Below are 22540 nucleotides of genomic sequence, written 5' to 3' on the forward strand. Positions count from 1 at the left end.
ACTTTTCTTATTTCCTCAGTTAGTTAAGCCCCTTAGTGGGCTTTTTTCATTAATACCGCAAACATGGTTGAGTACCAAAAATGGCTAGTTTGCTATAGTGATAGCGATTAGACTGAGTGAAAACGAAGTACGAGCGAAAGTCATGTACACACCAGAAATTTGTTCTCAAGCTAGAAATAGTCGTGATGCTAGATTTGATGGGTTGTTTTTTGTTGCAGTCAAGAGCACCGGCATCTATTGTCGGCCAATATGCCCAGCACCTGCTGCAAAAGAAGAGAATGTAGAGTATTTTCAATTTGCCCACAATGCTGCGCAAGCAGGCTTTAGGCCTTGTATTCGCTGTCGCCCTGACAGCGCACCGGGCAGTTATGCATGGCTTGGCACGGAAACAACCGCAGTCAGAGCCAAAAAGTTAATCGATGAGGGTGCTTTAATACAGCACTCGACAGAAGACTTAGCCGATAGGTTAGGTATTTCGGTCCGTTACTTAAATAAAGTATTCAATCAATATTTTGGTACGAGCCCCAAACAATATGCACTTTATAAGCAATGTGACTTAGCTAAGCAACTATTACAGCAAAGTGATCTTGCTGTCACACAAATTGCGTTTGCCGCCGGGTTTAACTCATTGCGACGCTTTAATGATGCATTCCAGAAGCTGTATCAGTTATCACCAAGTCAACTCAGAAAAAATGAGGGTAATGGCTCAGCCATTGCGATTTACTTGTCCTATCGACCGCCGTACAACTGGGGAAAAATGCAGCAGTTTTTGGCGCTGAGAATTGTGCCAGGTATCGAGTGGTTAACAGAATATAGCTATGGGCGAACCGTGATGATACAAGGTGAAACAGGGCGCTTCAGCGCGACTATCGAGCCTGAAAACCATCGCTTTAAAGTGGATATCGTGCTCTGCGATTTATCTTTGTTAGTTCCGATGATTGCACAGATAAGACGTGTGTTAGATTTAGATGCGGACACCTGCTTTATTGAGTCCCATCTTCGTGAAGCCGCGCCTGGCTTGCCGCTACAAGAAGGGCTTAGATTACCCGGGATCTGGAGTGAGTTTGAAGCGGGAATGAGAGCTATTTTGGGCCAACAAATCAGTGTTCAAGCAGCGAGAAACTTACTTGCTTTATTGGTTGAAACACTTGGTGAGGCAGCCGAAAATGGTATGCGTTACTTCCCCAAACCCAAAGCCGTATTTGATAGTGATCTTGCCTTTTTCAAAATGCCGGCGCGGCGGAAAGCGGCTATTAAAGCTTTTGCTGAGCAATACGTTGGTTCGGAACATGTTGAGCTTGATAGTTGGCTGAATATTAAAGGTATAGGTCCGTGGACTGTCGATTATGCAAAAATGCGCGGATTGAGTCATCCAGACATTTACTTGGGGGGGGATCTAGGGGTCAAAAAAGCAATGGAAAAATCCTTAACAGCAATAAATATCGAAAAATGTGCCCCATTCCGTTCTTATTTAACTTTTCAACTATGGCAACAATTATGATTGAAACTACATTAGCCTCCCCCACTGGAGAGTGGATAATACAAGCCTCCAATGATGGTTTACGATATGTCGGATTCTTTCCAAAAACACGCTACGGGCAAGGGGAAAATCTCCATACAGAAATGGCAAAAAAACAGTTAACTGAATATTTTGCTGGTAAACGTCAATGCTTTGATGTGGCGCTCGATGTCGATGGTACACACTTTCAAAAGCAAGTCTGGCAGGTGTTGGCACAAGTACCATTTGGTGAAACGCATAGCTATGGCTGGATAGCTGAGCGCTTAGGTAACAAAAATGCCGTCCGTGCTGTTGGCGCTGCGAACGGCAAAAATCCAATTAGTATCATCGTGCCTTGTCATCGCATTATTGGTGCAAATGGAAAGCTAACAGGATATGCTGGTGGACTTGAAGCGAAAGAGTGGTTGTTGCAACACGAGGGAGTGAGCTTCAAAAAATAGAGTATACTTGAAAGAACAACGAGTTTTAGTAGTCAATCGTTGTTCTTTCGATGGTTTGATGTTTGGAGTGAGAGTTGAGACTGCTATTTATCGCCTTTTACGTTTTTGCTTCGTGGGCCAGTATGGCGGCAGAGATTCGCTTTTGTTATGAAGATAAACATGCTCCACCCTTTATCCATGGGGCAGGACAAACTGTGCCATTGGAAAATCCAGGTGTTACGATCCAAATCGTACAACAGCTAGATCTGCGTGTGAAAGAGGTGAACTTCACATACACCCGAAAGCCATGGAGTCGTTGTTTACATGAGTTGGAAAATGGCAAAGTGGATGCTGTAGTTGCAAGCCATCGTGAATCTAGAGAGTCGCTGATGGCATACCCAAAAAACTCTGATGGCACTATCGCGCAGCAATATGCAATTAATCGGATCAGCACTTGTTTGCTCAAAAGTAAAACGAGTAAAGCAACATTAAACCTGAACACAGAAATAGAACTCGCAGTCCCTCGTGGCTATGCTATTCGCGAAAGTATGCCCGAGCATTTTTCCATATTCGAAACTGACTCGTTAGAGCATGCTATTGCACTGGTTGAAAATGAATTACTTGATGCAACTATTGGCCTTTGCCAAATTGGTAATATGCCAATCACATTATCGCCCCCCTTTAACCACTTAGAAGCGGTTTTTCCTCCGTTGGAAACGTCGTTTGGTTTTATGGCATTTTCAGAACAGTTTTATCAGCAGCACCCTGAGTTAAGCTGGAAAGTGTGGCGTGCAAGTCAGCTTATTAGCCTCGACACCTTATATAGTGAGTATTTGCGTTCACAACCTAGCCAAATGGATAAGCAATAGATCTTTTAATCGTTAGCCAGTAAACTAGCGCGAATTTTTATTTCGAAATATCTATTATGGCCCAGCTTTATTTTTACTATTCGGCAATGAATGCCGGTAAATCTACGACTTTATTGCAGTCGGCATTTAACTACCGAGAGCGAGGCATGCGCCCGTTTATTATCACCGCTGCAATTGATAACCGTGCTGGTGTGGGCAAAGTAGCGTCTCGTATCGGCTTAGAAGCTGAGGCGCAAGTTTTTGAAAGCCAAACCGATGTGAAAGCATTACTGATGTCTGCTCATACCGAGAATAAAATTGATTGTGTATTGGTGGATGAGTGCCAGTTTCTAACAAAAGCTCAAGTCGCAGAGCTGACGGATATCGTCGATGAGCTGCGGATCCCGGTATTATGCTATGGTCTTAGAACCGATTTTCGTGGTGAGCTGTTTGAAGGCTCACAATATTTACTGGCGTGGGCAGATAAATTGATTGAGCTAAAAACTATCTGTCACTGTGGTCGTAAAGCAAACCGAGTACTTCGCACCGATGAGCACGGTAAAGCTATCGCAGACGGTGATCAGGTTGTGATCGGTGGTAACGATAGATATGTTTCTCTTTGTAGAAAACACTATAAAGATGCGCTAAACGCGTAAGCGAATTCAAACCTAGTGTGCTGTTAAGAGCGATCTCTCTACAGTACACATTGTTTCCAATAACACTCAGCTTTCTTGTCTTATCATAGTGCCAAACCCAGATCCTTTTCGATGCGAATAACTTGGTAAATTAGAGGATATGTACCATTCTTAAAGCATAGGATTGAAGGTACAATTTTCATGAGCCAGCAGCCACTATCATTTTTGAACGTTTCAGAGCCAGATGAGCAAAACCTAGACGAGTCTACATCTCCGTGGGTAGTATTAATTGTAGATGATGAGCCAGAAGTGCACGAGGTGACTAAACTTGTGTTATCAGCTTATCGGTTTGAATTAAAACCGCTCGAACTAGTTCATGCCTATAGCAAAAAAGAAGCGATTGATATTCTAAACCATCGAAATGATGTTGCACTAATCTTGCTCGACGTCATTATGGAAAGCGAAGAAGCGGGTTTAGAGTGTGCCCAATACGTACGTGAAGAACTTGGAAATCATAAGGTGAGAATCGTACTTCGCACAGGCCAGCCAGGCAGTGTGCCAGAGCATGAGGTCATGCTTAGGTATGATATTAATGATTATAAAAATAAAACGGAACTCACTAAATCCCGCCTATTCTCCATGCTAACCAGCTCTCTTCGCTCTTACCGAGATTTAAATCGGCTTGAACTGCTAACCAACGAATTAACTAATCTCAATGAGGGGTTAGAAGAAAAGGTCAAGCAGCGTACCCGCGAACTTGAATTGTCTAATGAAGCTTTACGAGACGCATACAACCGTATTGCTGAGCAGCAGCAAGCCCTAATCCAATCAGAAAAACTCGCGTCGGTAGGGCAGTTTGCAGCAGGTGTTGCGCATGAAATTAATAACCCACTAGCGTACTTAAAAAGTAACTTAGAGTTTGTACAAAGCTCTCTAGTTAAGTTGTATCGAGCTTGGCAGTTTTTGGTAAATAATTCGCAGCTTTCTTTGGAATGTGCAAAATCACTGAGTGAATTGGAAAAAGAGTATCAACTGAATTGGGCTCTGAGTGAAAGTGATGATGTGATGGCTGAAATGCACTCGGGACTCGACAGAATTCAATTGATTGTTAAAGAGCTGAGTGTGTTTTTTGAAAGTAATCAAACCCAGTTTCAGCAAGTGGAGTTTTATTCTCAAATTATGGACTCGGTAATGATTAATTTGGAGTTAGATGGTACAAATTTGAGCCTTATTGAATTTGAAAAAGGAGAGCGATTTGAAATTCATTGTGCCCCAGCACTTTTAGAACACAGTATTTATTGCCTTATAAAGAATGCGTTAGAAAGTTCGGGTAGGGTGCGTAAGGCGATTAAAATCAACACGAAAGTTGAAGATCAAACGCTCGCGATTGATATCTTTGATTATGGTGAAGGGATTGCAGACAGGCTGGTACATAAAGTATTCGACCCTTTTTATACCACTAAAGCCTCAGAAAAACACGTGGGACTTGGGCTGACAATTGCATCTAACATTATTAAGTCTCACGGTGGAGAATTATCTTTAACGTCAGTGATTGGTAACGGCACCAAAGCAACCATCACTTTACCCTTAATCTGATTGCTAGTGCACTCTCTCTACTTTACCTTGATGCTAAAGTTAGCATGATAAGTGCTATCAGGGCTTACTCTGAGCTCACACTTATCATACTTTATTACTTTGTTCTTTTACTTAAATATATACCGAGGTTAATTGAGTCTTATTACTTCGCCAAGTCCTAGCGCCGTTAGGCGATTAGCTTGGGTTTTTGCATCTCCAACCACGATGTATATTAGTTTATTCGGATGAATATACTGCTTGGCAAGTCCCTTCATGTCTTCAACTCCCAGTCTTTCGATTTGTTCGTTGCGTTGCTGCATAAAGTTGTTTGCCAAATTCAGAGTCCCAATTTGTTCAAGTACTTTAACTTTTGCCGTTAAGGTTTCAAAGCGTCTGGCATTACTTTTTAAATAGTAATTTTTTGTCGTTGTTAAATCGGCTGAAGTGTATGTGTTTCCGTACTCTTCAACGATCTGTTTTACTAACTCCAGAGACTCCAAAGTGACATTGCTTCGCACGTTAGATTTTATTTCAAACATTGAAGAGTATGGTGTAGCGTCAAATTTTGAGCGTATATGATAGGTATAACCTTTGTCTGCTCTTACATCCTGAACAAGGCGAGAAGAAAACCCGCCGCCGCCAAGGATATAATTCATCGCTGTCGCATTAAAGTAGTCGGTGTGATCTGCTTTAAGTGACGGATGAGCAATTAGTAATGTTGATTGCTTTGCCTGCGGAATATCATAAAAATATACTGCTGCAGAATTAAGTGCGTTTGGCTCAGGTAAAAGAGGAACTGTTGCTTTTGATGCGGGCCAGTTTTCAATTAGTTGTTCAAGAGACTTTTGAATATCTGCATGTCTGACAGCACCTGCTACATATAATTTTGCCAATTGTGGGGCGATATTTTTTTGGTGGTAGGTTTTTAGGTCATCAATGGTTATCTTCGAGATACTTTCCTCTGTGCCCAGAGTATTATTTGCTAACGGGTGATGTTTTGGATACGTAAGCTTGTATAGCTCTTTTTGGGCAATGGCTTCGGGATCTGCTGATGATTGTTGTAGTTGTCCGGTAACTGTTTGTTTAGCGAGTTCAAATTCAGTTAAATCCCATCTCGGTTGTGTCAGTATTTCACCAATTAATGCCATTGTGGCATCATAATTACGTGCCAGAGTACTTGCTTTTAGCACTATTTGCTCGCGCTCTGCTGTTACTGTGATAGTTGAGCCTAGCTGTCTAATCTCATTGTTTAACTCTTCAGCTGATTTGGTCGCTGTCCCTCTGGTCAACATATTTGCAACTAAGTTAGCTGTGCCATTTTTATCTGGCGACTCTAGTAACAATGCACCATCGATAGTAAGTTTTATTTCAACCAATGGCACTTCATCACTGTATAACGAAAAGACTTCTAGTCCATTTTTTAACTGGGCTGTTTTTACATCTGGCGTTGGTATTATCGGAGTTTTTCCAAACTCGGGTTCTATGGAACGATCAAAGCTAGATGGCGTTTTGCTAATTTGGAGAGGTTTGACTGTATCGAGTTTGCTGATATCTTCAAGGTTGATCTGCTCTTCTTTAATCACTGCCTTTTGGGCGGTGTCAACAGCGAGTTGTTTACTTCCTTTAGGTACAAAACTAGTTGAAACAAAAGGCTTGTTCTTTAGGTATGTATTATAAACACGCCAGATATCGTCTGCGCTGACTGCACGCATCAAGTCAATTTCTTTATTAATGTATCCAGGATCATTTAGCAGCAAATTGTAATCGGCAAGCGCGACGCCTTTATTTACAACACTTGATAGATTCCGATAATACTCAGTTTCTATACCGACTTTTACCCGATGAAGATCGTCTTGTGAAAATGCTTCTGTTTCGAAGCGCTTTAGCCCTATTTCAACCGCTTGCTCAACTTGATCTAAATCGACACCGTCGTAGGCGGTAATCATCATGATCAACTCGCCAGCTAATTCAGAGCGGATATCAAGCAGCATTAAGCCGGAGCTTAATTTCTGCTTCTCAACGAGCTCATTGGTTACAGGCGCTTGGTTGCCATCAGTTAACAGCTTAATTAGCACATCCATTGCATAGCTATCTGGATGAAAACGCGGCATAGAAGGCCATGCTTGTGTTAATTGAGGAACTTGCGCAAAACTATCTTCATGATAGCGTTTTTTGCTGCTCGTCAACACGATAGGTTGCTTCGGTTGGGGTGAAACTTCCGGTCCTCTTGGAATATCGTTAAAATATTTTTCGACCCAAGCTTTTGCCTGAGTACTATCAAAGTCTCCAGAAATCACTAACGTAACATTATTCGGTCCATACCACCGTTTATAGAAGTCTTTGACGTCTTCGACAGAAGCGCTAGCTAGATCCTCAAGAGAGCCTAGTGGTAGCCAGTTGTAGGGATGATCGGCTGGATACAAGTTTTTTGTAATTACATCAAATACATGACCGTAAGGTTGGTTAGTGACGCGCTGGCGTTTTTCGTTCTTTACTACTTCTTTTTCTTGTTGTAGAACAGGGGGGGTTACGGTGTTGATGAAATAGCCTAGTTTATCGGCCTCTGCCCAAATCATCTTCTCCAGTGCATCATTGGGTACCGTTTGCATGTAATTCGTGATATCTCGGTTAGTTGAGCCGTTTGCACCAGAGCCACCCACTCGAGCACTTAACTTGTCTAGCCCACCTTTACCTAAATTTTCAGACTCTAAAAATAATAAATGCTCGAATAAGTGAGCAAATCCAGTTTTGCCTACCTTTTCACGTGCTGAGCCAACATGTGCCGCGAGTGTGACCGCAACGACCGGATCGGACTTATCAATATGAAAAACAACATCTAAGCCATTATCTAAAGTGAACTTCTCAAAATCCACGTGAAAAGACGAGTTGGCATGCTCAGGGACTTCGGTTGTTGGCTGAACTGTAATATCTTGTTTTTGGAGATTAGAAGTAGAACATCCTGAAAGAGTGAACAAACTTGCCGTGATAGCAAGAGCAAGTGGTTTAACGTTCATTAACTTACCTTTTAATTATTATTTCCTGTTAATTTAAACAGTTGCGGAGCTGTTGTCCATAAATAAGGGAATATTCCTTCGTACCAGTTTCCGACATTCTTATGTGTCCGAACCGGACACTTTTTCCGTCCGCGGACACATTTTATCCTCTTATAAAATGAAATAAATCAATAATATCAAAAGTTTATGTTTTGGCATAAAGTTCGCCTCTCTTTCAGCATACAAACTAATAAAGAAGATACGTTATGTGGTTAAGTACTGCTTTTTTAATTTCACCCTTGATGATGTTGGCTGTAGCAACGGTCGTAGTGGTATTTGACTCGTTAATTCGAGGAGAATCATTATGATTAAAGACACAAGCGGACAAGACGAAGTGCTCCAAACTGGTAAATCCAAAAAGAAGCTTGGTCTTGTAATAGCGGGTGTTGTCATTATTGCAGCGCTTAGCGCACAAGTCGTGTTGGGTGGACCCAATGCTAGTAGCTCCGTGGCCAAAGATAGAGTGCAAATTGCAGCTGTGACTTTCGGCGAGTTTACCCGCGATATTGCCGCCACAGGTTTTGTGGTTGCTGCAAATGCACCACAAATTTACAGTCCGGAGCAGGGTTATGTCTCTTTACAGGTTAAAGCGGGTGATAGCGTGACTCAGGGTGAAGTGCTAGCAACGGTCAAAAGTCCAACTTTAACCAACCGGCTCCAACAAGAAGAAGCTGAGCTGCAAAGACTGAGTGGCGCGCTTGAAGGGAAGAAGTTGGATGTTAGACGTCAAAACTTGGCGTTAAATCGTTCCTTAGATCTTGCTCGCGTCGAACTATTAGCGGCAGATAGAGAAGACAGGCGAGCTCAGTTGTCTATTCAAAAAAACCTCATCAGCCAAATTGATTTAGAAGAAGCGCAAGACGACCTAGCGCGGGCAAAATTAAACTTCAATCATGCAGAGCAAGAAGTTGCGCTAGGCAAAGATACTTTGGCGTTTGAACTTAAATCTGTTGAGAATCAGCTTGAGCGGCAACGTTTAATTGTCGAGGAATTAAAACGTAAAGTTGCAAGTTTAGATGTGATTGCGCCAGTTTCAGGCATAGTCGGTAATTTATTAGTTGATCAAAATGCGCTTGTCAATGCTAACCAGGGGTTGATGAAACTCGTTGACTTAAGTGCTTATGAAGCTGAGCTGCAGGTTCCTGAAAGTTATGCGGCAGAGCTTGGACTCGGGATGGCTGTCGAGCTTAGGATTGGCAACCAAAATATTTCTGGCGTGTTATCTGCGATTTCTCCAGAAGTAAATAACCGTGAAGTCACCACTCGAGTACGCTTTTCGGACGAAAACATTGATGGCATTAGACAAAACCAACGTTTGTCTGCTCGGATTTTACTAGAGCACAAAGAAAACACCTTAATGGTCAAACGTGGCGCTTTTATGAGTGAAGGTGGACACATTGCTTACAAAATAAGTGGTGATATCGCTGAGCGAATTGAGATCACTACCGGTACCGCAAGCATCAGTGAAGTTGAAGTGCTTAATGGTTTAAAGCAAGGCGATCAAATCATCATCAGTAGTTACGACGCATTCGAACGTGCGCCCAGTATCTTATTAAGATAAGAAGGAAAATAATAATGTTAGTTATGAATAATATCGGCAAGGTATACCAAACTGATATGGTGCAAACGCACGCGCTCAGAGACTTTAACCTGCAAGTAAATGAAGGAGAGTTTATCGCGGTAACAGGCCCTTCAGGCTCAGGTAAAACGACCTTCTTAAATATCGCAGGGATGCTAGAAGGGTACTCTAGTGGTCAATATATGCTAGATGGAATCGATGTTGGTAAGCTTAACGACAATCAAAGAGCTGATCTGCGAAATCAGAAAATCGGTTTTATTTTCCAAGGCTTTAACCTTATCCCAGATTTAAACTTGTACGAAAATGTTGAAGTGCCACTACGCTATCGTGGTATCAAGGCGGCTGAGCGCAAGCGCAGAATTGAAAACTGCCTCGAACAAGTTGGCCTTGCTGGCCGCGCAAAACATTTGCCACAACAGTTGTCCGGCGGACAGCAGCAGCGTGTGGCTATTGCAAGAGCACTTGCTGGTGAGCCACGATTTTTACTCGCCGATGAACCAACGGGGAATTTAGACAGTTTAATGGCGCGTCAGGTGATGGAATTACTAGAACAAATTAACCGTGATGGCGCAACCATAGTCATGGTTACCCATGATCCGGAGCTTGCAAGGCGTACACCAAGAAATATCCAAATTGTAGATGGACAGGTTGCAGATTTTACTTTGTATCAAGGTAAAGGTGCGGCTTCACAAGCGTTGAAATCTCAGGTAGGAGCGTAAGTTATGTTTGCCCATTACCTTGATTTAGCTTGGCGTAGCCTAAAAGCCACGCCACTTGCGACTAGCCTAATGGCGCTGGCTATTGCCATTGGCATTGGCGTCACTATGGTGAGTTTGTCTGTGTATCACATGATGTCCACCGATCCAATTCCAAGCAAAAGTAGCAAACTCTATGCTGTACAGCTACAAGCGATGGATGAGGGACAAACCTATCATTCAGCTGATGATATTCCCTTTCAGCTGACATTTTTAGATGCGAAAAATCTTTATCAAACGCTAACCATCGACAAAAAAGTCGCGATGTTTAAATCTGGTTTTGCGGTTCATGTAAACAACCCCGAAGTGAGCCCCATGTTGCAAACGACACGGCTAATAACTCGAGAGTTTTTCGCCATGTTTGAGCTGAATTTTTTGTATGGTGGAGTGTGGAGCCAAAGCCAAGCAGACAATGCTGCACCAGTGACTGTTATTGACGAAACTATCGCACAAAAGTTATTTGGCCGCAGTGATGTGGTGGGAGAAAGTATTTATTTAGCGCAGCGAAGATATCAAGTCGTAGGGGTAACTAGAGAGTGGCAGCCAAACGTTAAAATGTATGACTTAAACAATGGCGCGTTTGCTGATGCCGAGCGTATCTTCATTCCCTTCAGTCATGCGGCAGCTTATGAGATTGATACTTGGGGAAATACAAACGGTTGGAAGCGCGAAGAGATTAACAACTTCACAGACAAAATGAATTCAGAAATGCTTTGGACTCAGTTTTGGGTTGAATTAGAGAATGAAAAAGAGCAACAAGCGTTAGCAACACAACTGGATAATTACATCCAAACCCAGCAAGATTTGAGAAGATTTAACCGTCAAACACGAGAATTTTCACTTCGAAATGTCACTGAATGGCTTGAGTACAATAATGTAGTTAGTGAAGATAACAAAGTCATGATTGGTTTAAGTTTTATGTTCCTTGCTGTTTGCTTAGCCAATATTCTTGGATTGTTACTTGCGAAATTTCTTAAACGTGCCCCTGATGTCGGTGTAAGAAGAGCACTTGGCGCAAGTAAAACGCAAGTGTTTTACCAACACTTGGTTGAAGTGGCGTTGCTTGGTTTTATGGGGGGAGCGATAGGGATAGTTTTTGCTCAGTTTGGCTTATGGGGGATCCGTAAAACTAGCCATGTCTACGAAAGCCTTGCAACGATGGATGCCGCTATGCTGTTAGCTGCGCCGAGCATTGCTATTGTGACTTGTATTCTTGCAGGGCTTTACCCAGCTTGGATAGTGTGTAAAACATCACCAGCAACTTACTTAAAGGTGCAATAAGGAGAGTCCCATGTTGGAATTAAAACCCATTATCAATGCGCTATTGCGCTCTAAAGTTGGTGCCATACTTGCCATCCTACAACTTGCCTTGACGTTGGCAATTGTCAGTAATTCGCTGTCCATTATTAGTGAGCGCGTCACCTATCTCAATAAGCCAACAGGCTATCCAGAAGAGTCGATAATTACCTTCAGTGTCATGTCGTTTGACGACAAGATAGATGCAAATCAGCAGCTTATCGTTGATGAGAGAATACTAAACAGTATCCCTGGTGTTATAGAAGCTGTGGGAGTGAGCTCGGTTCCCCTTTCAGGAGGAGGTAGCAATTCTGGATTCAGTTTAACCCCTGAAGACGATAGTAAACATACCAATGCGGGCCATTTATACGCTAATGAGCAAGTGATCCGCACCTTGGGCGTAAAATTGATAGAAGGCCGTGATTTCACATCTGGTGATGTCTTGATCTCAAGCGAATATGCTAAGCAACCCGATGTTGTTATCGCCAGTAAGGCTTTTGCGGACGAGATATTTGGTGAGGGGAAAGGACTGGGCGAAACGATTTATTATGGTGGCGGTCCGTTAAAAGTTGTTGGGATTGTTGAGCGTATGACTAATGCTTGGCCGCGTTTTAACAATGCTGATCGCTTAATTATTTTTCCCATGGTGAATGCGAATGGATTTCAAGATTTCTTAGTTCGTACTGATCCTAGTCTGCGTGACGAAGTAATGAAAAAAATAGAGGCGGCGCTGCTTCAAGAAAACCCTAGTCGTGTGATCACTGGCATTAAAGGGCTTGATGAAGTTAAGGAAAGGTACAATTCGAAAGATATACTGATGTTGAGAATGTTGCTTGTACTCATTAGTGCACTGATAGCAGTAACTGCGCTGGGAATATTTGGTCTTACTCAGTTTAATATCAGTAAACGTACCAAGCAGATTGGTACTCGTAGAGCCCTAGGTGCGCGTAAATCAGCAATTGTTCGTTACTTTGTGGTTGAAAACCTCATTGTTTGTGCAATTGGCTTAGTACTTGGTACGGTGGCTACGATTTTCTTAGGACAAAAGCTGATGTCTTTGTACTCAGTGCCGCCACTAGAAGTAAGCTATATTTTAATAACGGCGCTTGGGCTTATCATGCTCTGTATCGCGTCAGTTATTTTTCCTGCTAAGAAGGCGGCGAACATTTCACCGAGTATCGCAACAAGAAGTGTATGACCCTTATGCCAGTAAGCAACCTAGTTGGCATTACTTTAACTTGCGTTGTTTAAGTTGTGCTAGTATGGGCAACATGTAATAACAAGAATAAAATCATATGGATAAAATCTTAATTGTGGATGATAACCCTGCAGTGCTTGATGCACTGTCATTGTTACTAGAGCTGCATGATTATCAAGTAGTTACCGCGAGCTCACCGTTAGAAGCAATTAAAGTGGTGTCGTTTCAGCAAATAGCACTTGTTATCCAAGATATGAACTTTAGTGCAGACACCACCTCAGGAGAGGAGGGAGCTGCGCTATTTCACCAATTGAAAGCACTCAATGCAAAACTCCCTATTATCTTATTAACGGCTTGGACTGAGCTCACCACGGCGGTTGAACTGGTAAAAGCCGGAGCGGCAGACTATCTAGCTAAGCCTTGGGACGACCAAAAGTTACTCACGACGATTGCAAATCTCGTTGCGCTTGGCGAGGCACATAAGCAAGTGGCAAACTTTGAACGGGCTGAACAAGAACGCCAACAGTTTAATCAAGGGGCGGATTTATGCGGGGTTGTGTATAAATCTGTGGCTATGCAGCGAGTCATAGATATGGCGCTGCAAGTTGCCAAATCTGATGTGTCAGTATTAATAACCGGTCCAAATGGTAGCGGTAAAGAAAAAATCGCGGAGATCATTCAGGCGAACTCACCACTAAAAAACCAACCCTTTGTCAAAGTGAATGCAGGCGCGCTCCCAAGTGACTTAATCGAAGCTGAGTTATTTGGTGCTGAGAGCGGTGCTTATACCGGTGCGAATAAGCAGCGGATTGGCCGCTTTGAAGCCGCTGATAACGGCACGTTATTTTTGGATGAGATTGGCAATTTACCTCTCCCTGAGCAAACGAAGTTGCTACGTGTTTTGCAAAGTGGCGAGTTTGAGCGGTTGGGGTCAGTCGAGACAAAAAAAGTCTCGGTTCGTGTCATCTCAGCAACGAACGCGGATCTGCTAGCGGATATTCGAGGGGGGAAATTCCGTGAGGATCTATATTATCGCTTAAATGTTATCGAGCTAAACTTACCCGCGTTGTCACAGCGAGTGGATGATATTTTACCTTTGGTTGCACATTTTTTACCTGCAAGAGTACTTACATCGGATGCTCAGCAAGCATTATCTCAACACCTTTGGCCTGGCAATGTACGGGAGCTCGAAAATGCCTGTAAACGGGCGGCGGTATTGAATCCTGATGGCGAACTCAGTGCGAAGGATTTTGGTCTTGATGTGCAGGCAAATACAGCACAAGTTAGCGTATCACAAACCATACGAGAACCCAGTAAAGAAGAATTGGAGCAGGCGCTAAAGACTCATCTGGGCGTGATTGCGAAAGTAGCACGACATTTCAACATGAGTAGACAAGCGCTTTATCGTCGCTTGCAAAAGTTTGGCATTGAATATTAAGGACAATAATGACGACCTCGCAGCAACATGCATTGATCATTGCCATCAGTATTATTATTGGCCTTATTCCTTTATGGTTCTTACTCGATGATCGCAGCGGTTTCATTGTAATAGTATTGGGTTCCGTCAGTGTTGCGCTTGTGCTGTATAAACTATTTATGCGTGAAAACAAAGCGGGATGGGAGGCATTAGAAGTCGGCTTGATGAACTTTAAGGATGGGGAGTTTTCTACGTCCATTACCTATAACGCTAATAATGAACTCGGTCGACTGTGTCAGCTATTCAATGAAACAGCAAAGCAGTTGCGAGATGAGAAACAATGGATTTATCAGCGTGAGTTGATGCTAGATAAAGTGCTTGAGTCTTCACCTCAGGTACTTTTACTCGTCAACTCACAGGGTGTGGTGGTATTTGCCAACAATAGTGCTAAAACTTTTTTTAACTGTGAGTATCGCTTGGAAGGTGAGCGTTTTAGTAAGTTAATATCTGAAGTCCCCGATGAACTTCAGCAAGCTGTAAGCAACCAACTTGATGGCTTGTTCTCGATACAAAACAGCAGTGGTGAGTCGCAAATGTGGCATCTCGCCAATGGGGAGCTCTTGCTCAACAACCACTTTCACAAATTATATATTTTTAAACAGTTCACACGAGAGTTGAGCCGCCAAGAAGTGCAGGTTTGGAAGAAAGTGATCCGCATCATTAGCCATGAGTTAAACAACTCGTTAGGGCCTATTTCATCTATGCTGCACAGCGGGCAGATCTTGGCTGAACGCGTGGATGAGCCTAGACTAAGTCGAGTCTTTGCGACGATAGAAGAGCGTATTGTGCATCTTAGCGAGTTTGTTCAGGGCTATGGTAAGTTTGCTAAACTTCCGCTGCCAAACATTGAACCTGTGGATTTGCAGGTTTTGTGTGAGCGGCTGCAAAGCCATTGGTCATTCCAGTATCAGCTTAATCAAAAGCAATTACAGGCGGACACGACACAGTTAGAGCAGTTACTCATTAATTTGATTAAGAATGCAATCGAGTCTGGCTCACAGAGTGATGAAATCTGCGTCCAATCAGAGCAGCGCAACGACGAGGTTTATATTTGGGTGCTCGATAGAGGTGAAGGCATGAGTGACTCTGTGATGGCAAGCGCCTTAATTCCATTTTACTCTACTAAAGCGTCAGGAACAGGGCTTGGTTTAGCGCTGTGCAGAGAAATTGTTGAAGCACACAACGGCCAGATCAGCCTCTATAATCGCGAAGGTAAAGGCTTGTGCGTCGAAATTCGGTTACCGAACAAATTATCCTGAGTTTAACTCAGGATAATTAACTTAAGACTGAGCTCATCAATTATTTTGGTGGATCAATCGAATGGTTAATGCTGGCATTAACCCTAAACCATCCTGCAATTGAATAGCGCTTTTCGTTGGCAACTAGTACTTCATGAGGAAATTCATCACTTAAAAAGGTAACTAGTGTGCCATAACTTGGCAGTACCGTTGTGAGTATCTCCTCGTGATTATCGGGATTATAAACAACTAGCTCGCCGCCATTGTCTGACGCCCATGACTGATTTAAGTACAATACCGTGGTCAAAATACGGTTGGTTCTTCCCTTAAAGGCGTCAATATGCTTTTTGTAAAACGCCCCTGGTGGATAAATGGCAAAGTGGCTTTCATAGCTAAAAAGTCCCATAAACAGCCGTCTGTTTAAATAGGCTTTTAGCTCGCCCATGTAGTTGAGCCAAACAGATTCCAACTCATTGCTGCTATCTAGCCAGTGAATTTTATCTCTGCGAATTTTCTTATTTTGCTCGTGAGAGGCTAAACGACCAATGCCAGCTTGCTTAAAATCATCATTGCTTAGCTCTGCTATTCTCAATTCCAACTTGGATAAAATGTCGGGACTGACGAAATTTGGCAAAATACTAATACCTGTGGTTTGTAAGTCCTGAGCTAATTTCTCGAACGGAAATTCTAAGTCTAAATCTAACAATAGCGGCGCCTCTAAAAAAGGTCTTTTTACCGCTTTGTTTGGTACCGATCCAGCGAGTTAATTTCACCTTGTCGATAAGCGAATTTTGTTAATGATGTTTTCACTGGCGGCTTCGATTAAATCAAGCACATGTTCAAAGCCATGTTCACCGCCATAATAAGGATCAGGTACTTCACGCTCAGCCATGTCACCAAACGCTAAAAACAGCTGAACTTTATGCGCTAAGTCGTTAGGACAAATGGAGAGTAGATCGCGGTAATTAGCGTTGTCTGCACACAAAACTAAGTCGTAATCTTCAAAATCACTGGGTTTTACTTGCTGCGCTGATATGCCTGAAAAGTCATACCCTCTTGCGCTGCCTGCTGCGACACTTCGTGGATCTGGAGGGTTACCTTGATGATAGCCAATGGTACCAGCAGAATCGATACGGATTGTTAACTCTGTTGCTTCGAGTTTGTGCTTTAATACCGCCTCCATAGTTGGAGAGCGGCAGATATTGCCCATGCATACGACTAAGATACTAGAAATTGCGCTCATATTGTTGTCCTTCAAGTACGCTTTTATACCAATAGTATTCATTCTCCAAGTCTACCGACTTTTTAATTCAGAGCAAAATATAAGGCGCCGACTAATACCAACAGTATTAGGGCGCCAAATTTAACTTGTTAGTTTGGAAGGTTTTCGTGAGGACCAAATACCTCATAGAAGATTTGCTCGGCTTGTACACCGGCATTAATCAGTTGGGTTTTGATAAAGCGCATAAAGGCAACCGGGCCGCATAGGTAGAACTCTCCGTCTGTGAGCGGCAAAGTATTTTTGATTACGTTGATATCCATCAGCCCAGAATATGCACCATCGGCTTCTGACTCCAACCATGTAACCACATTAAAATCTCGGATATTGCTACCAAGCTCATTGATTTCTTGATTGAAACCTAAGTCACTGAAGGCTTTATTAGCGTGTAAAAAGTGTGCTTCGACTTCAGGTGAATGTTGGCTATGAACACCAAGCATGCAAAGCATAGGAGTAATTCCAACCCCAGCGCTAATGTATACCTTTGGACTGGCTGTGTGTTGTCTGACGAAGTCTCCAGCTGGTGGAGTGAGCTTGAGGACGTCGCCCACTTTAAGCGTATGAAGATATTGCGATACGGCACCGTCGTGTTTAGTCGAAATTCTAAGATACGAACCATTGGGGGCAACAGACAAAGAGTATTGGCGGATCTGCTGAAACCCTGCCACTTCTTTTGGTATAAAAACAGAAATAAATTGCCCAGCTTGGTAATGAGGTACGGCTTTACCGTCGACTGGTTTGAGATAAAAGCTCTTAATATTTTCAGTATTGCTTATTACCTTTTCAATCGTAAATTCACGCGTTCCTTGCCACCCACCTTGCTGATCAAGTGCGGTTTGATACAGACCATGCTCTGCGGTGATAAATAAATCTGCTAAAAACTGGTAGGCACTAAGCCAAGCTTGCTCTATTTCGTCTGTGAATTGTTCGCTGAACTCGGCTTTGAGTGTTGCAATTAAATGCCGGCCAACAATAGCGTATTGCTCAGGTAAGATCCCAAGGCTAACGTGTTTATGGTTGATACGTAAAATGGCGTCACTGAGTACTTCTGGTTGATCAATATAATTGGCATAGGCTGCTAATGCCGCAAATAGTGCCAACGGCTGTTTTCCCGAAGCCTGATGCGATTGGTTGAATACCCCTTTCAGCTCAGGGTGTTGATTGAACATATTATGATAAAACTTGGCGGTGATCTCGGGACCGACCTGAGCCAATAACGGTGCACTTTGTTTTACCAACTCAATCGTGTTGTTTGTAAGCATTAATATCTCCAATTTGAGAGTAGAGTTAACCCATTCGCCCATCGACGCGTTTTTGTACCAGCATGGGCGCGAAGGTAATGAAAAAAAGCATAAAACCAAAAACCCAAGCCACGGCACTTAACAGCCATGCATTGTGCGGGTTTATAAAGTGAATAAGGAATGCGCGGATAAGACCTGATGCCGCGATACAGATAAACGCCAGTATAGTTGTCGTGCCTACCTGTAATAGTCGACCAGTGTGGCCCAAGGTAACGCGAGTCATCATGGCTAAGATCATTAATCCCATGCCATTAATTGCCACTAAGTGAAGATGGCTGCGCAAATGCTCTGGTGCAAAGGTGTTGTTGTATGCGCTAAGTATTAAACCCACTGCGATTGCACAGTATGAAAGATATAATGACCAAAGCAGTGGTACGTTAAATAATTTACAGTTAAACCAATAGGTTGCTCTTATCGAGTGCAGTAGCCCAAGGAGCAGGAGTGCAACACTTAAATAGTGAGTATTTGGTATCGCAAACTGCAGGATATAGGTGAAAACGCAGATGATGGCGAGGTAGAAAATCGTCCTGTCTAACCTTGGAGTATGTGGTTTTTGTGCTTGCTGTAATCCTCGGGCAATAAAAAATGGAATAACGCGGCCACCCACTACACCAATCAACAGCATGTAAGCAACTAGCGTTGCTTGGCTTATAGCGCTCAGCAATAAGAAGTGCTGGTTGTGAAGTAAAATCAAAAATATGATGTTGCAGCCACACAACATACTTACAGCAAAAATAAAAACACGATTGTTTTTGGATTTTGCATCAACAATTACGGTCGTTAAATTGATTAGAACAATGAGCCAAAAACCCAGTTGTAGTAGCAAGGTGATGATGATTGATGAATTTGCCACAAAAAAGCTCAGCCTAGCAGCACACCAGATAATACAGAGTGACAGCAGTGCGCCACCATGTAATGTCTGTCTTTGCGTCCAATTTTTTGCCGCGGTTAGCAAAAAACCGGCGACGACAGCACCGCCAAAGCCAAATAGCATCTCGTGGGCGTGCCAATAGGTCGCTGGGTAATCATTACGCCAAACAACATTGCCATTGAGCAATAAAGCCCACACAGAAATACTCACGACAGCGAATAGGCCCGCGAGTAAAAATAGTGCTCTAAAGCCGAGCATCAACACGGGCCAAGTAGATGGTGTATACCAACACACTGCTTTTGGGCTGGGCTCTTCTAATTGGATTAAACTCATTTATTTAACCTCCAAACCTAGGTGGTATAGACAAACAAGGCGGATGACGTAGGCAAGCTTAATCAAGGCGGCCAATACGATAGTACTAATATGCGCTGCAATTTGTGAGAAAAGGCTGAAGCTTTCAACGCTAAAAAAACTCACTTGCATTGACAGCATAAACGCTGCGAGAGATGTGAAAATGGCGATGTTGCTAAATCTTAAAAGCTGGTATGCGCGGCTCATCGTTAACTCTGCGAATGTTGATATATAGACTATCTATTGCAGGTGTTACGCCAACTTTAAAATTTCATGTAAATCAATGTATTAGATTTATCTTGTTGATATTTGAGTCAAATTGACCTACCTTAAGTAGTGTTTATTTGAATGAGTTGAGTCTTTTTGACATGAATTCGTTAGAACTCTCCAAGTTACTTGAGCTTAGTATGTCGTTGTCACGACTTTCGTTAGCACAAGAGGGGCGCGAGGTTAAGCAATACGCTAAGTCCTTGCTATCAGCATTGAGTCAATCTGTTACCGCTGATGCCATCGCCATTCTCTATGGCGATCAGCATGCATTAACGATTCTAGCTTGCAATGGGTTGAGTGCGGACGCTGTTGGGCGGCAGTTTTTGCTCTCAGAACAACCTAGATTGATGTCTATTTTCGAGTCTGACGAGCTAGTTAGTTTTCCTGCCAATAGCAACTTACCGGACCCCTACGATGGACTGCTACTAGCTGAAGAAAGTCGCTTGCCAGTGCATGCCTGCATGGGATTCAAGATCGCACTGCAAAGTAGTGTCTTATTGGTAACGTTCGACTGCCTTAAACCTGATAGCTTTGAGCACTTGTCTGACGTTTATATGAAAACCCTACAAACAATCGTCTCAAGTAGTGCATTACGTATGTTTGAGGCTGAGCGTCTCTATGAGCAAGCACGTTCATTTACACATACCCAATCCCAAAAGTCCGTTAAAAAGCAAATCTTGGTAGGAGAGAGTGCGGTGATGCACTCGCTTAAATCAGAAATTGAACTGGTAGCTGGCTCTGAGTTTAATGTCCTTATTCAAGGTGATACGGGAACGGGTAAAGAGTTGGTAGCAAAACATGTACACTTTAATTCCCAGCGAAATGACAAACCGTTTGTACAAATTAACTGTGCGGCGCTTCCTGACTCGATAGCAGAAAGTGAACTCTTTGGTCACAAAAAAGGGGCGTTTACTGGTGCCGATAAAGACCGATTAGGCAAGTTTGCAGCCGCAGATGGAGGCACACTGTTTTTGGATGAAGTTGGCGAACTGAGCCTGACTTTACAGAGTAAACTCTTACGTGTGCTGCAAAGCGGCGAGGTGCAAGCGGTAGGTGCTGACCGTATTCATATTGTCGATGTTAGAGTAGTTGCTGCCACTAATCGCGACCTAAAAGAAGAGGTGAAACGCGGAAAATTTAGGGCGGATCTTTATCATCGCTTGAGTGTGTACCCTTTATTTGTTCCTCCACTGACCGAAAGACTGGATGATATACCGTTGCTGGTTGGGTTCTTTTTAGAGCAGCTTAGAGGCACACTCAATGCAAAACAAGTGGTGATGGATAGGCAAGCACTCAGCCGGTTAATGCATTACGATTGGCCGGGTAATGTCAGAGAGCTTGAGCATTGTGTCAGTCGTGCAGCGTTAAAAGCTAAGCACCAACAGTGGCAGGCTAATATCATCGAGATCAATGACATAGATATTGAGCCAAAACACAATCAACAAAAACGGCAAGCTGATCGCCTTATTAAGGAAGAGAAAGCAGATCCTGTTACCATGAAACTCGCCGTAGAACTACTACAAAAAGACATGATCGTTAACGCGATGGAACGTAATGGGTTAAATTGGTCGGCAGCTGCGAGAGAGTTGGAAATGGATAGAGCAAATTTAGTTCGACTAGCTAAGCGTTTAGGGCTAGATGTTAAAAAGCAGATGAGCTGAGTAACCTGAGCTGCTTTTGTGAGTTTCAATAACTTAGCCTGTTTCTTATTCTGAGTTCAGATTGAATACAAGCTATTCAAAAAATGAAACCCGAAATGTAATGAAAATTGTTATTAATACTCTTATAAGTTGTTTATTTTAAAAGGGTATATTAAGAAAACTGTTATTTTTATTTAATCTTGCGAAGAATAAATATTGAACTAGGGTTATAGGGCGTCACTCGACATTATTAGGGGGCCCTATGCAGGGTAATAAGCAAGTTATAACAGCGCTAAATCAAGTGCTTACGTTAGAGTTAACATCGATAAACCAGTTTTTTTTACATGCAAGAATGTACAAAAATTGGGGGCTTGAAGAGCTAAACGAGAAAGCGTATAAAAAATCTATCAAGGATATGAAGCAAGCGGATGACCTTATCGAGCGTATATTATTTCTTGAAGGGTTACCAAATCTCCAGCATTTAGAAAAGCTGCGAATAGGTGAGCATACCGAAGAGATGATGGCGTGCGATTTAGCGTTTGAACTCGATCAGTTACCGACACTACGCGATGCGATTGCGCTGTGTGAACATGAACAGGATTATGTTAGTCGAGAGCTACTTGAAGATATTCTTGAATATGAAGAGGGCTATGTGGATTGGCTCGAAACACAACACTTCTTAATCAAAAATACTGGCATTGAAAACTATCTGCAATCGCAGATTGAGGGGTAAGTTATGCAAGGCAATTCTACCATCATCGACTTACTCAACAAGCAACTTACTCTCGAGCTTTCTTCTATGGATCAATATTTGGCTCATGCCAAAATGTATGAAGATTGGGGGCTTGAGAAGCTACATCACAAGTTATCTCACGAATACGAAGAAGAGCTTGACCATGCAAAACGGATCACCGAGCGTATTTTGTTTTTGGAAGGCACACCGGATACCGCTTCTCGTGCGCCAATTCACGTCGGTGCTGACGTGAAAGAAATGCTAGAAAATGACTTGGCAGCTGAAGTTTTGGTAAAAGATCATTTGAAAAAGGTGATAGCAGCGTGCGAGCAAGCGCAAGATTATGTCACGCGAGAAATGCTTGAAACTCTGTTAGATGATACTGAAATGGATCATATTTATTGGCTTGAGCAACACATTAACTTGATCAAATTAATAGGTCTACCAAATTACATTCAGAGCCAACTTGCAAGTAGTCCAGAATGACCCAACCACCGCACCTG

Annotated in this window: 19 protein-coding genes; 14 read left to right on the plus strand and 5 right to left on the minus strand. The window is 42.8% G+C overall.

Translation table 11 applies throughout. The annotated features are described in order from the left end of the window. Positions 1-142 precede the first annotated feature (142 nt). The 5 genes from CWC29_RS22425 to CWC29_RS22445 all read left to right on the plus strand — a co-directional run bounded on the left by CWC29_RS22425 (position 143) and on the right by CWC29_RS22445 (position 5017). Positions 143-1501: a DNA-3-methyladenine glycosylase 2 family protein gene (locus CWC29_RS22425; protein ID WP_128726257.1), complete on the plus strand. Its 1359-nt coding sequence runs from the start codon at positions 143-145 to the stop codon at positions 1499-1501. After that, positions 1498-1959: a methylated-DNA--[protein]-cysteine S-methyltransferase gene (locus CWC29_RS22430; RefSeq protein ID WP_128726194.1), complete on the plus strand. Its 462-nt coding sequence runs from the start codon at positions 1498-1500 to the stop codon at positions 1957-1959. Before CWC29_RS22425 ends, CWC29_RS22430 begins: the two co-directional genes overlap by 4 nt. 74 nt (positions 1960-2033) lie before the next feature. After that, positions 2034-2807, plus strand: coding sequence for a type 2 periplasmic-binding domain-containing protein (locus CWC29_RS22435; RefSeq protein ID WP_235956715.1), 774 nt, complete (start codon positions 2034-2036; stop codon positions 2805-2807). Between the two features lie 56 nt (positions 2808-2863). Beyond that, positions 2864-3442: a thymidine kinase gene (locus CWC29_RS22440; RefSeq protein ID WP_128726192.1), complete on the plus strand. Its 579-nt coding sequence runs from the start codon at positions 2864-2866 to the stop codon at positions 3440-3442. 180 nt (positions 3443-3622) lie between these two features. After that, positions 3623-5017, plus strand: coding sequence for an ATP-binding protein (locus tag CWC29_RS22445; RefSeq protein ID WP_138523536.1), 1395 nt, complete (start codon positions 3623-3625; stop codon positions 5015-5017). 128 nt (positions 5018-5145) lie between these two features. Here CWC29_RS22445 and CWC29_RS22450 read toward each other — a convergent pair whose 3' ends face one another. Beyond that, complete coding sequence (locus CWC29_RS22450; protein ID WP_138523538.1) at positions 5146-8010, minus strand: M16 family metallopeptidase; 2865 nt, start codon at positions 8008-8010, stop codon at positions 5146-5148. Positions 8011-8353: 343 nt separating this feature from the next. Between CWC29_RS22450 and CWC29_RS22455 the strand changes: the two genes are divergently transcribed. The 6 genes from CWC29_RS22455 to CWC29_RS22480 all read left to right on the plus strand — a co-directional run bounded on the left by CWC29_RS22455 (position 8354) and on the right by CWC29_RS22480 (position 15613). Continuing rightward, complete coding sequence (locus tag CWC29_RS22455; protein ID WP_128726189.1) at positions 8354-9610, plus strand: efflux RND transporter periplasmic adaptor subunit; 1257 nt, start codon at positions 8354-8356, stop codon at positions 9608-9610. 14 nt (positions 9611-9624) lie between these two features. Next, positions 9625-10347, plus strand: a complete 723-nt coding sequence (locus CWC29_RS22460) for an ABC transporter ATP-binding protein (protein WP_099030642.1) — start codon at positions 9625-9627, stop codon at positions 10345-10347. Between the two features lie 3 nt (positions 10348-10350). After that, the gene (locus CWC29_RS22465) at positions 10351-11664 is read left to right on the plus strand and encodes an ABC transporter permease (RefSeq protein ID WP_138523540.1); all 1314 of its coding nucleotides are present in this window, start codon (positions 10351-10353) and stop codon (positions 11662-11664) included. 10 nt (positions 11665-11674) lie between these two features. Next, positions 11675-12877: an ABC transporter permease gene (locus tag CWC29_RS22470; RefSeq protein ID WP_128726187.1), complete on the plus strand. Its 1203-nt coding sequence runs from the start codon at positions 11675-11677 to the stop codon at positions 12875-12877. Positions 12878-12974: 97 nt separating this feature from the next. Continuing rightward, entirely contained in the window at positions 12975-14315 is a 1341-nt protein-coding gene (locus CWC29_RS22475) for a sigma-54-dependent transcriptional regulator (protein ID WP_128726186.1), read from the plus strand. Positions 14316-14323: 8 nt separating this feature from the next. After that, positions 14324-15613 carry a sensor histidine kinase gene (locus CWC29_RS22480; RefSeq protein ID WP_138523542.1) on the plus strand — a complete coding sequence of 430 codons (1290 nt, stop codon included), beginning with the start codon at positions 14324-14326 and terminating at the stop codon, positions 15611-15613. A gap of 40 nt (positions 15614-15653) precedes the next feature. Here the strand turns inward: CWC29_RS22480 and CWC29_RS22485 are convergent, their stop codons facing one another. From CWC29_RS22485 to CWC29_RS22500, 4 genes are all read right to left on the minus strand, one after another. Beyond that, positions 15654-16298: a 2OG-Fe(II) oxygenase gene (locus tag CWC29_RS22485; protein WP_128726184.1), complete on the minus strand. Its 645-nt coding sequence runs from the start codon at positions 16296-16298 to the stop codon at positions 15654-15656. Between the two features lie 63 nt (positions 16299-16361). Continuing rightward, positions 16362-16835 (minus strand): low molecular weight protein-tyrosine-phosphatase, encoded by a 474-nt coding sequence (locus CWC29_RS22490; RefSeq protein ID WP_128726183.1) that lies wholly within the window; start codon positions 16833-16835, stop codon positions 16362-16364. 128 nt (positions 16836-16963) lie between these two features. Beyond that, positions 16964-18133 (minus strand): NO-inducible flavohemoprotein, encoded by a 1170-nt coding sequence (gene hmpA, locus CWC29_RS22495; protein ID WP_128726182.1) that lies wholly within the window; start codon positions 18131-18133, stop codon positions 16964-16966. Positions 18134-18158: 25 nt separating this feature from the next. Further along, the gene (locus CWC29_RS22500; RefSeq protein ID WP_138523544.1) at positions 18159-19376 is read right to left on the minus strand and encodes an NnrS family protein; all 1218 of its coding nucleotides are present in this window, start codon (positions 19374-19376) and stop codon (positions 18159-18161) included. 386 nt (positions 19377-19762) lie between these two features. Here CWC29_RS22500 and norR point away from each other — a divergent pair, with 386 nt between their 5' ends. From norR to bfr (CWC29_RS22520), 3 genes are all read left to right on the plus strand, one after another. Next, positions 19763-21325: a nitric oxide reductase transcriptional regulator NorR gene (gene norR / locus CWC29_RS22510; protein WP_138523548.1), complete on the plus strand. Its 1563-nt coding sequence runs from the start codon at positions 19763-19765 to the stop codon at positions 21323-21325. Positions 21326-21566: 241 nt separating this feature from the next. Continuing rightward, positions 21567-22037, plus strand: a complete 471-nt coding sequence (gene bfr, locus CWC29_RS22515) for a bacterioferritin (RefSeq protein ID WP_095729185.1) — start codon at positions 21567-21569, stop codon at positions 22035-22037. 3 nt (positions 22038-22040) lie between these two features. Then, positions 22041-22523, plus strand: a complete 483-nt coding sequence (gene bfr / locus CWC29_RS22520) for a bacterioferritin (protein WP_128726179.1) — start codon at positions 22041-22043, stop codon at positions 22521-22523. Positions 22524-22540: the final 17 nt, after the last annotated feature.

Origin of the sequence: Pseudoalteromonas galatheae, assembly GCF_005886105.2 — a bacterium.
Classification (GTDB): Bacteria; Pseudomonadota; Gammaproteobacteria; order Enterobacterales; family Alteromonadaceae; genus Pseudoalteromonas; species Pseudoalteromonas galatheae.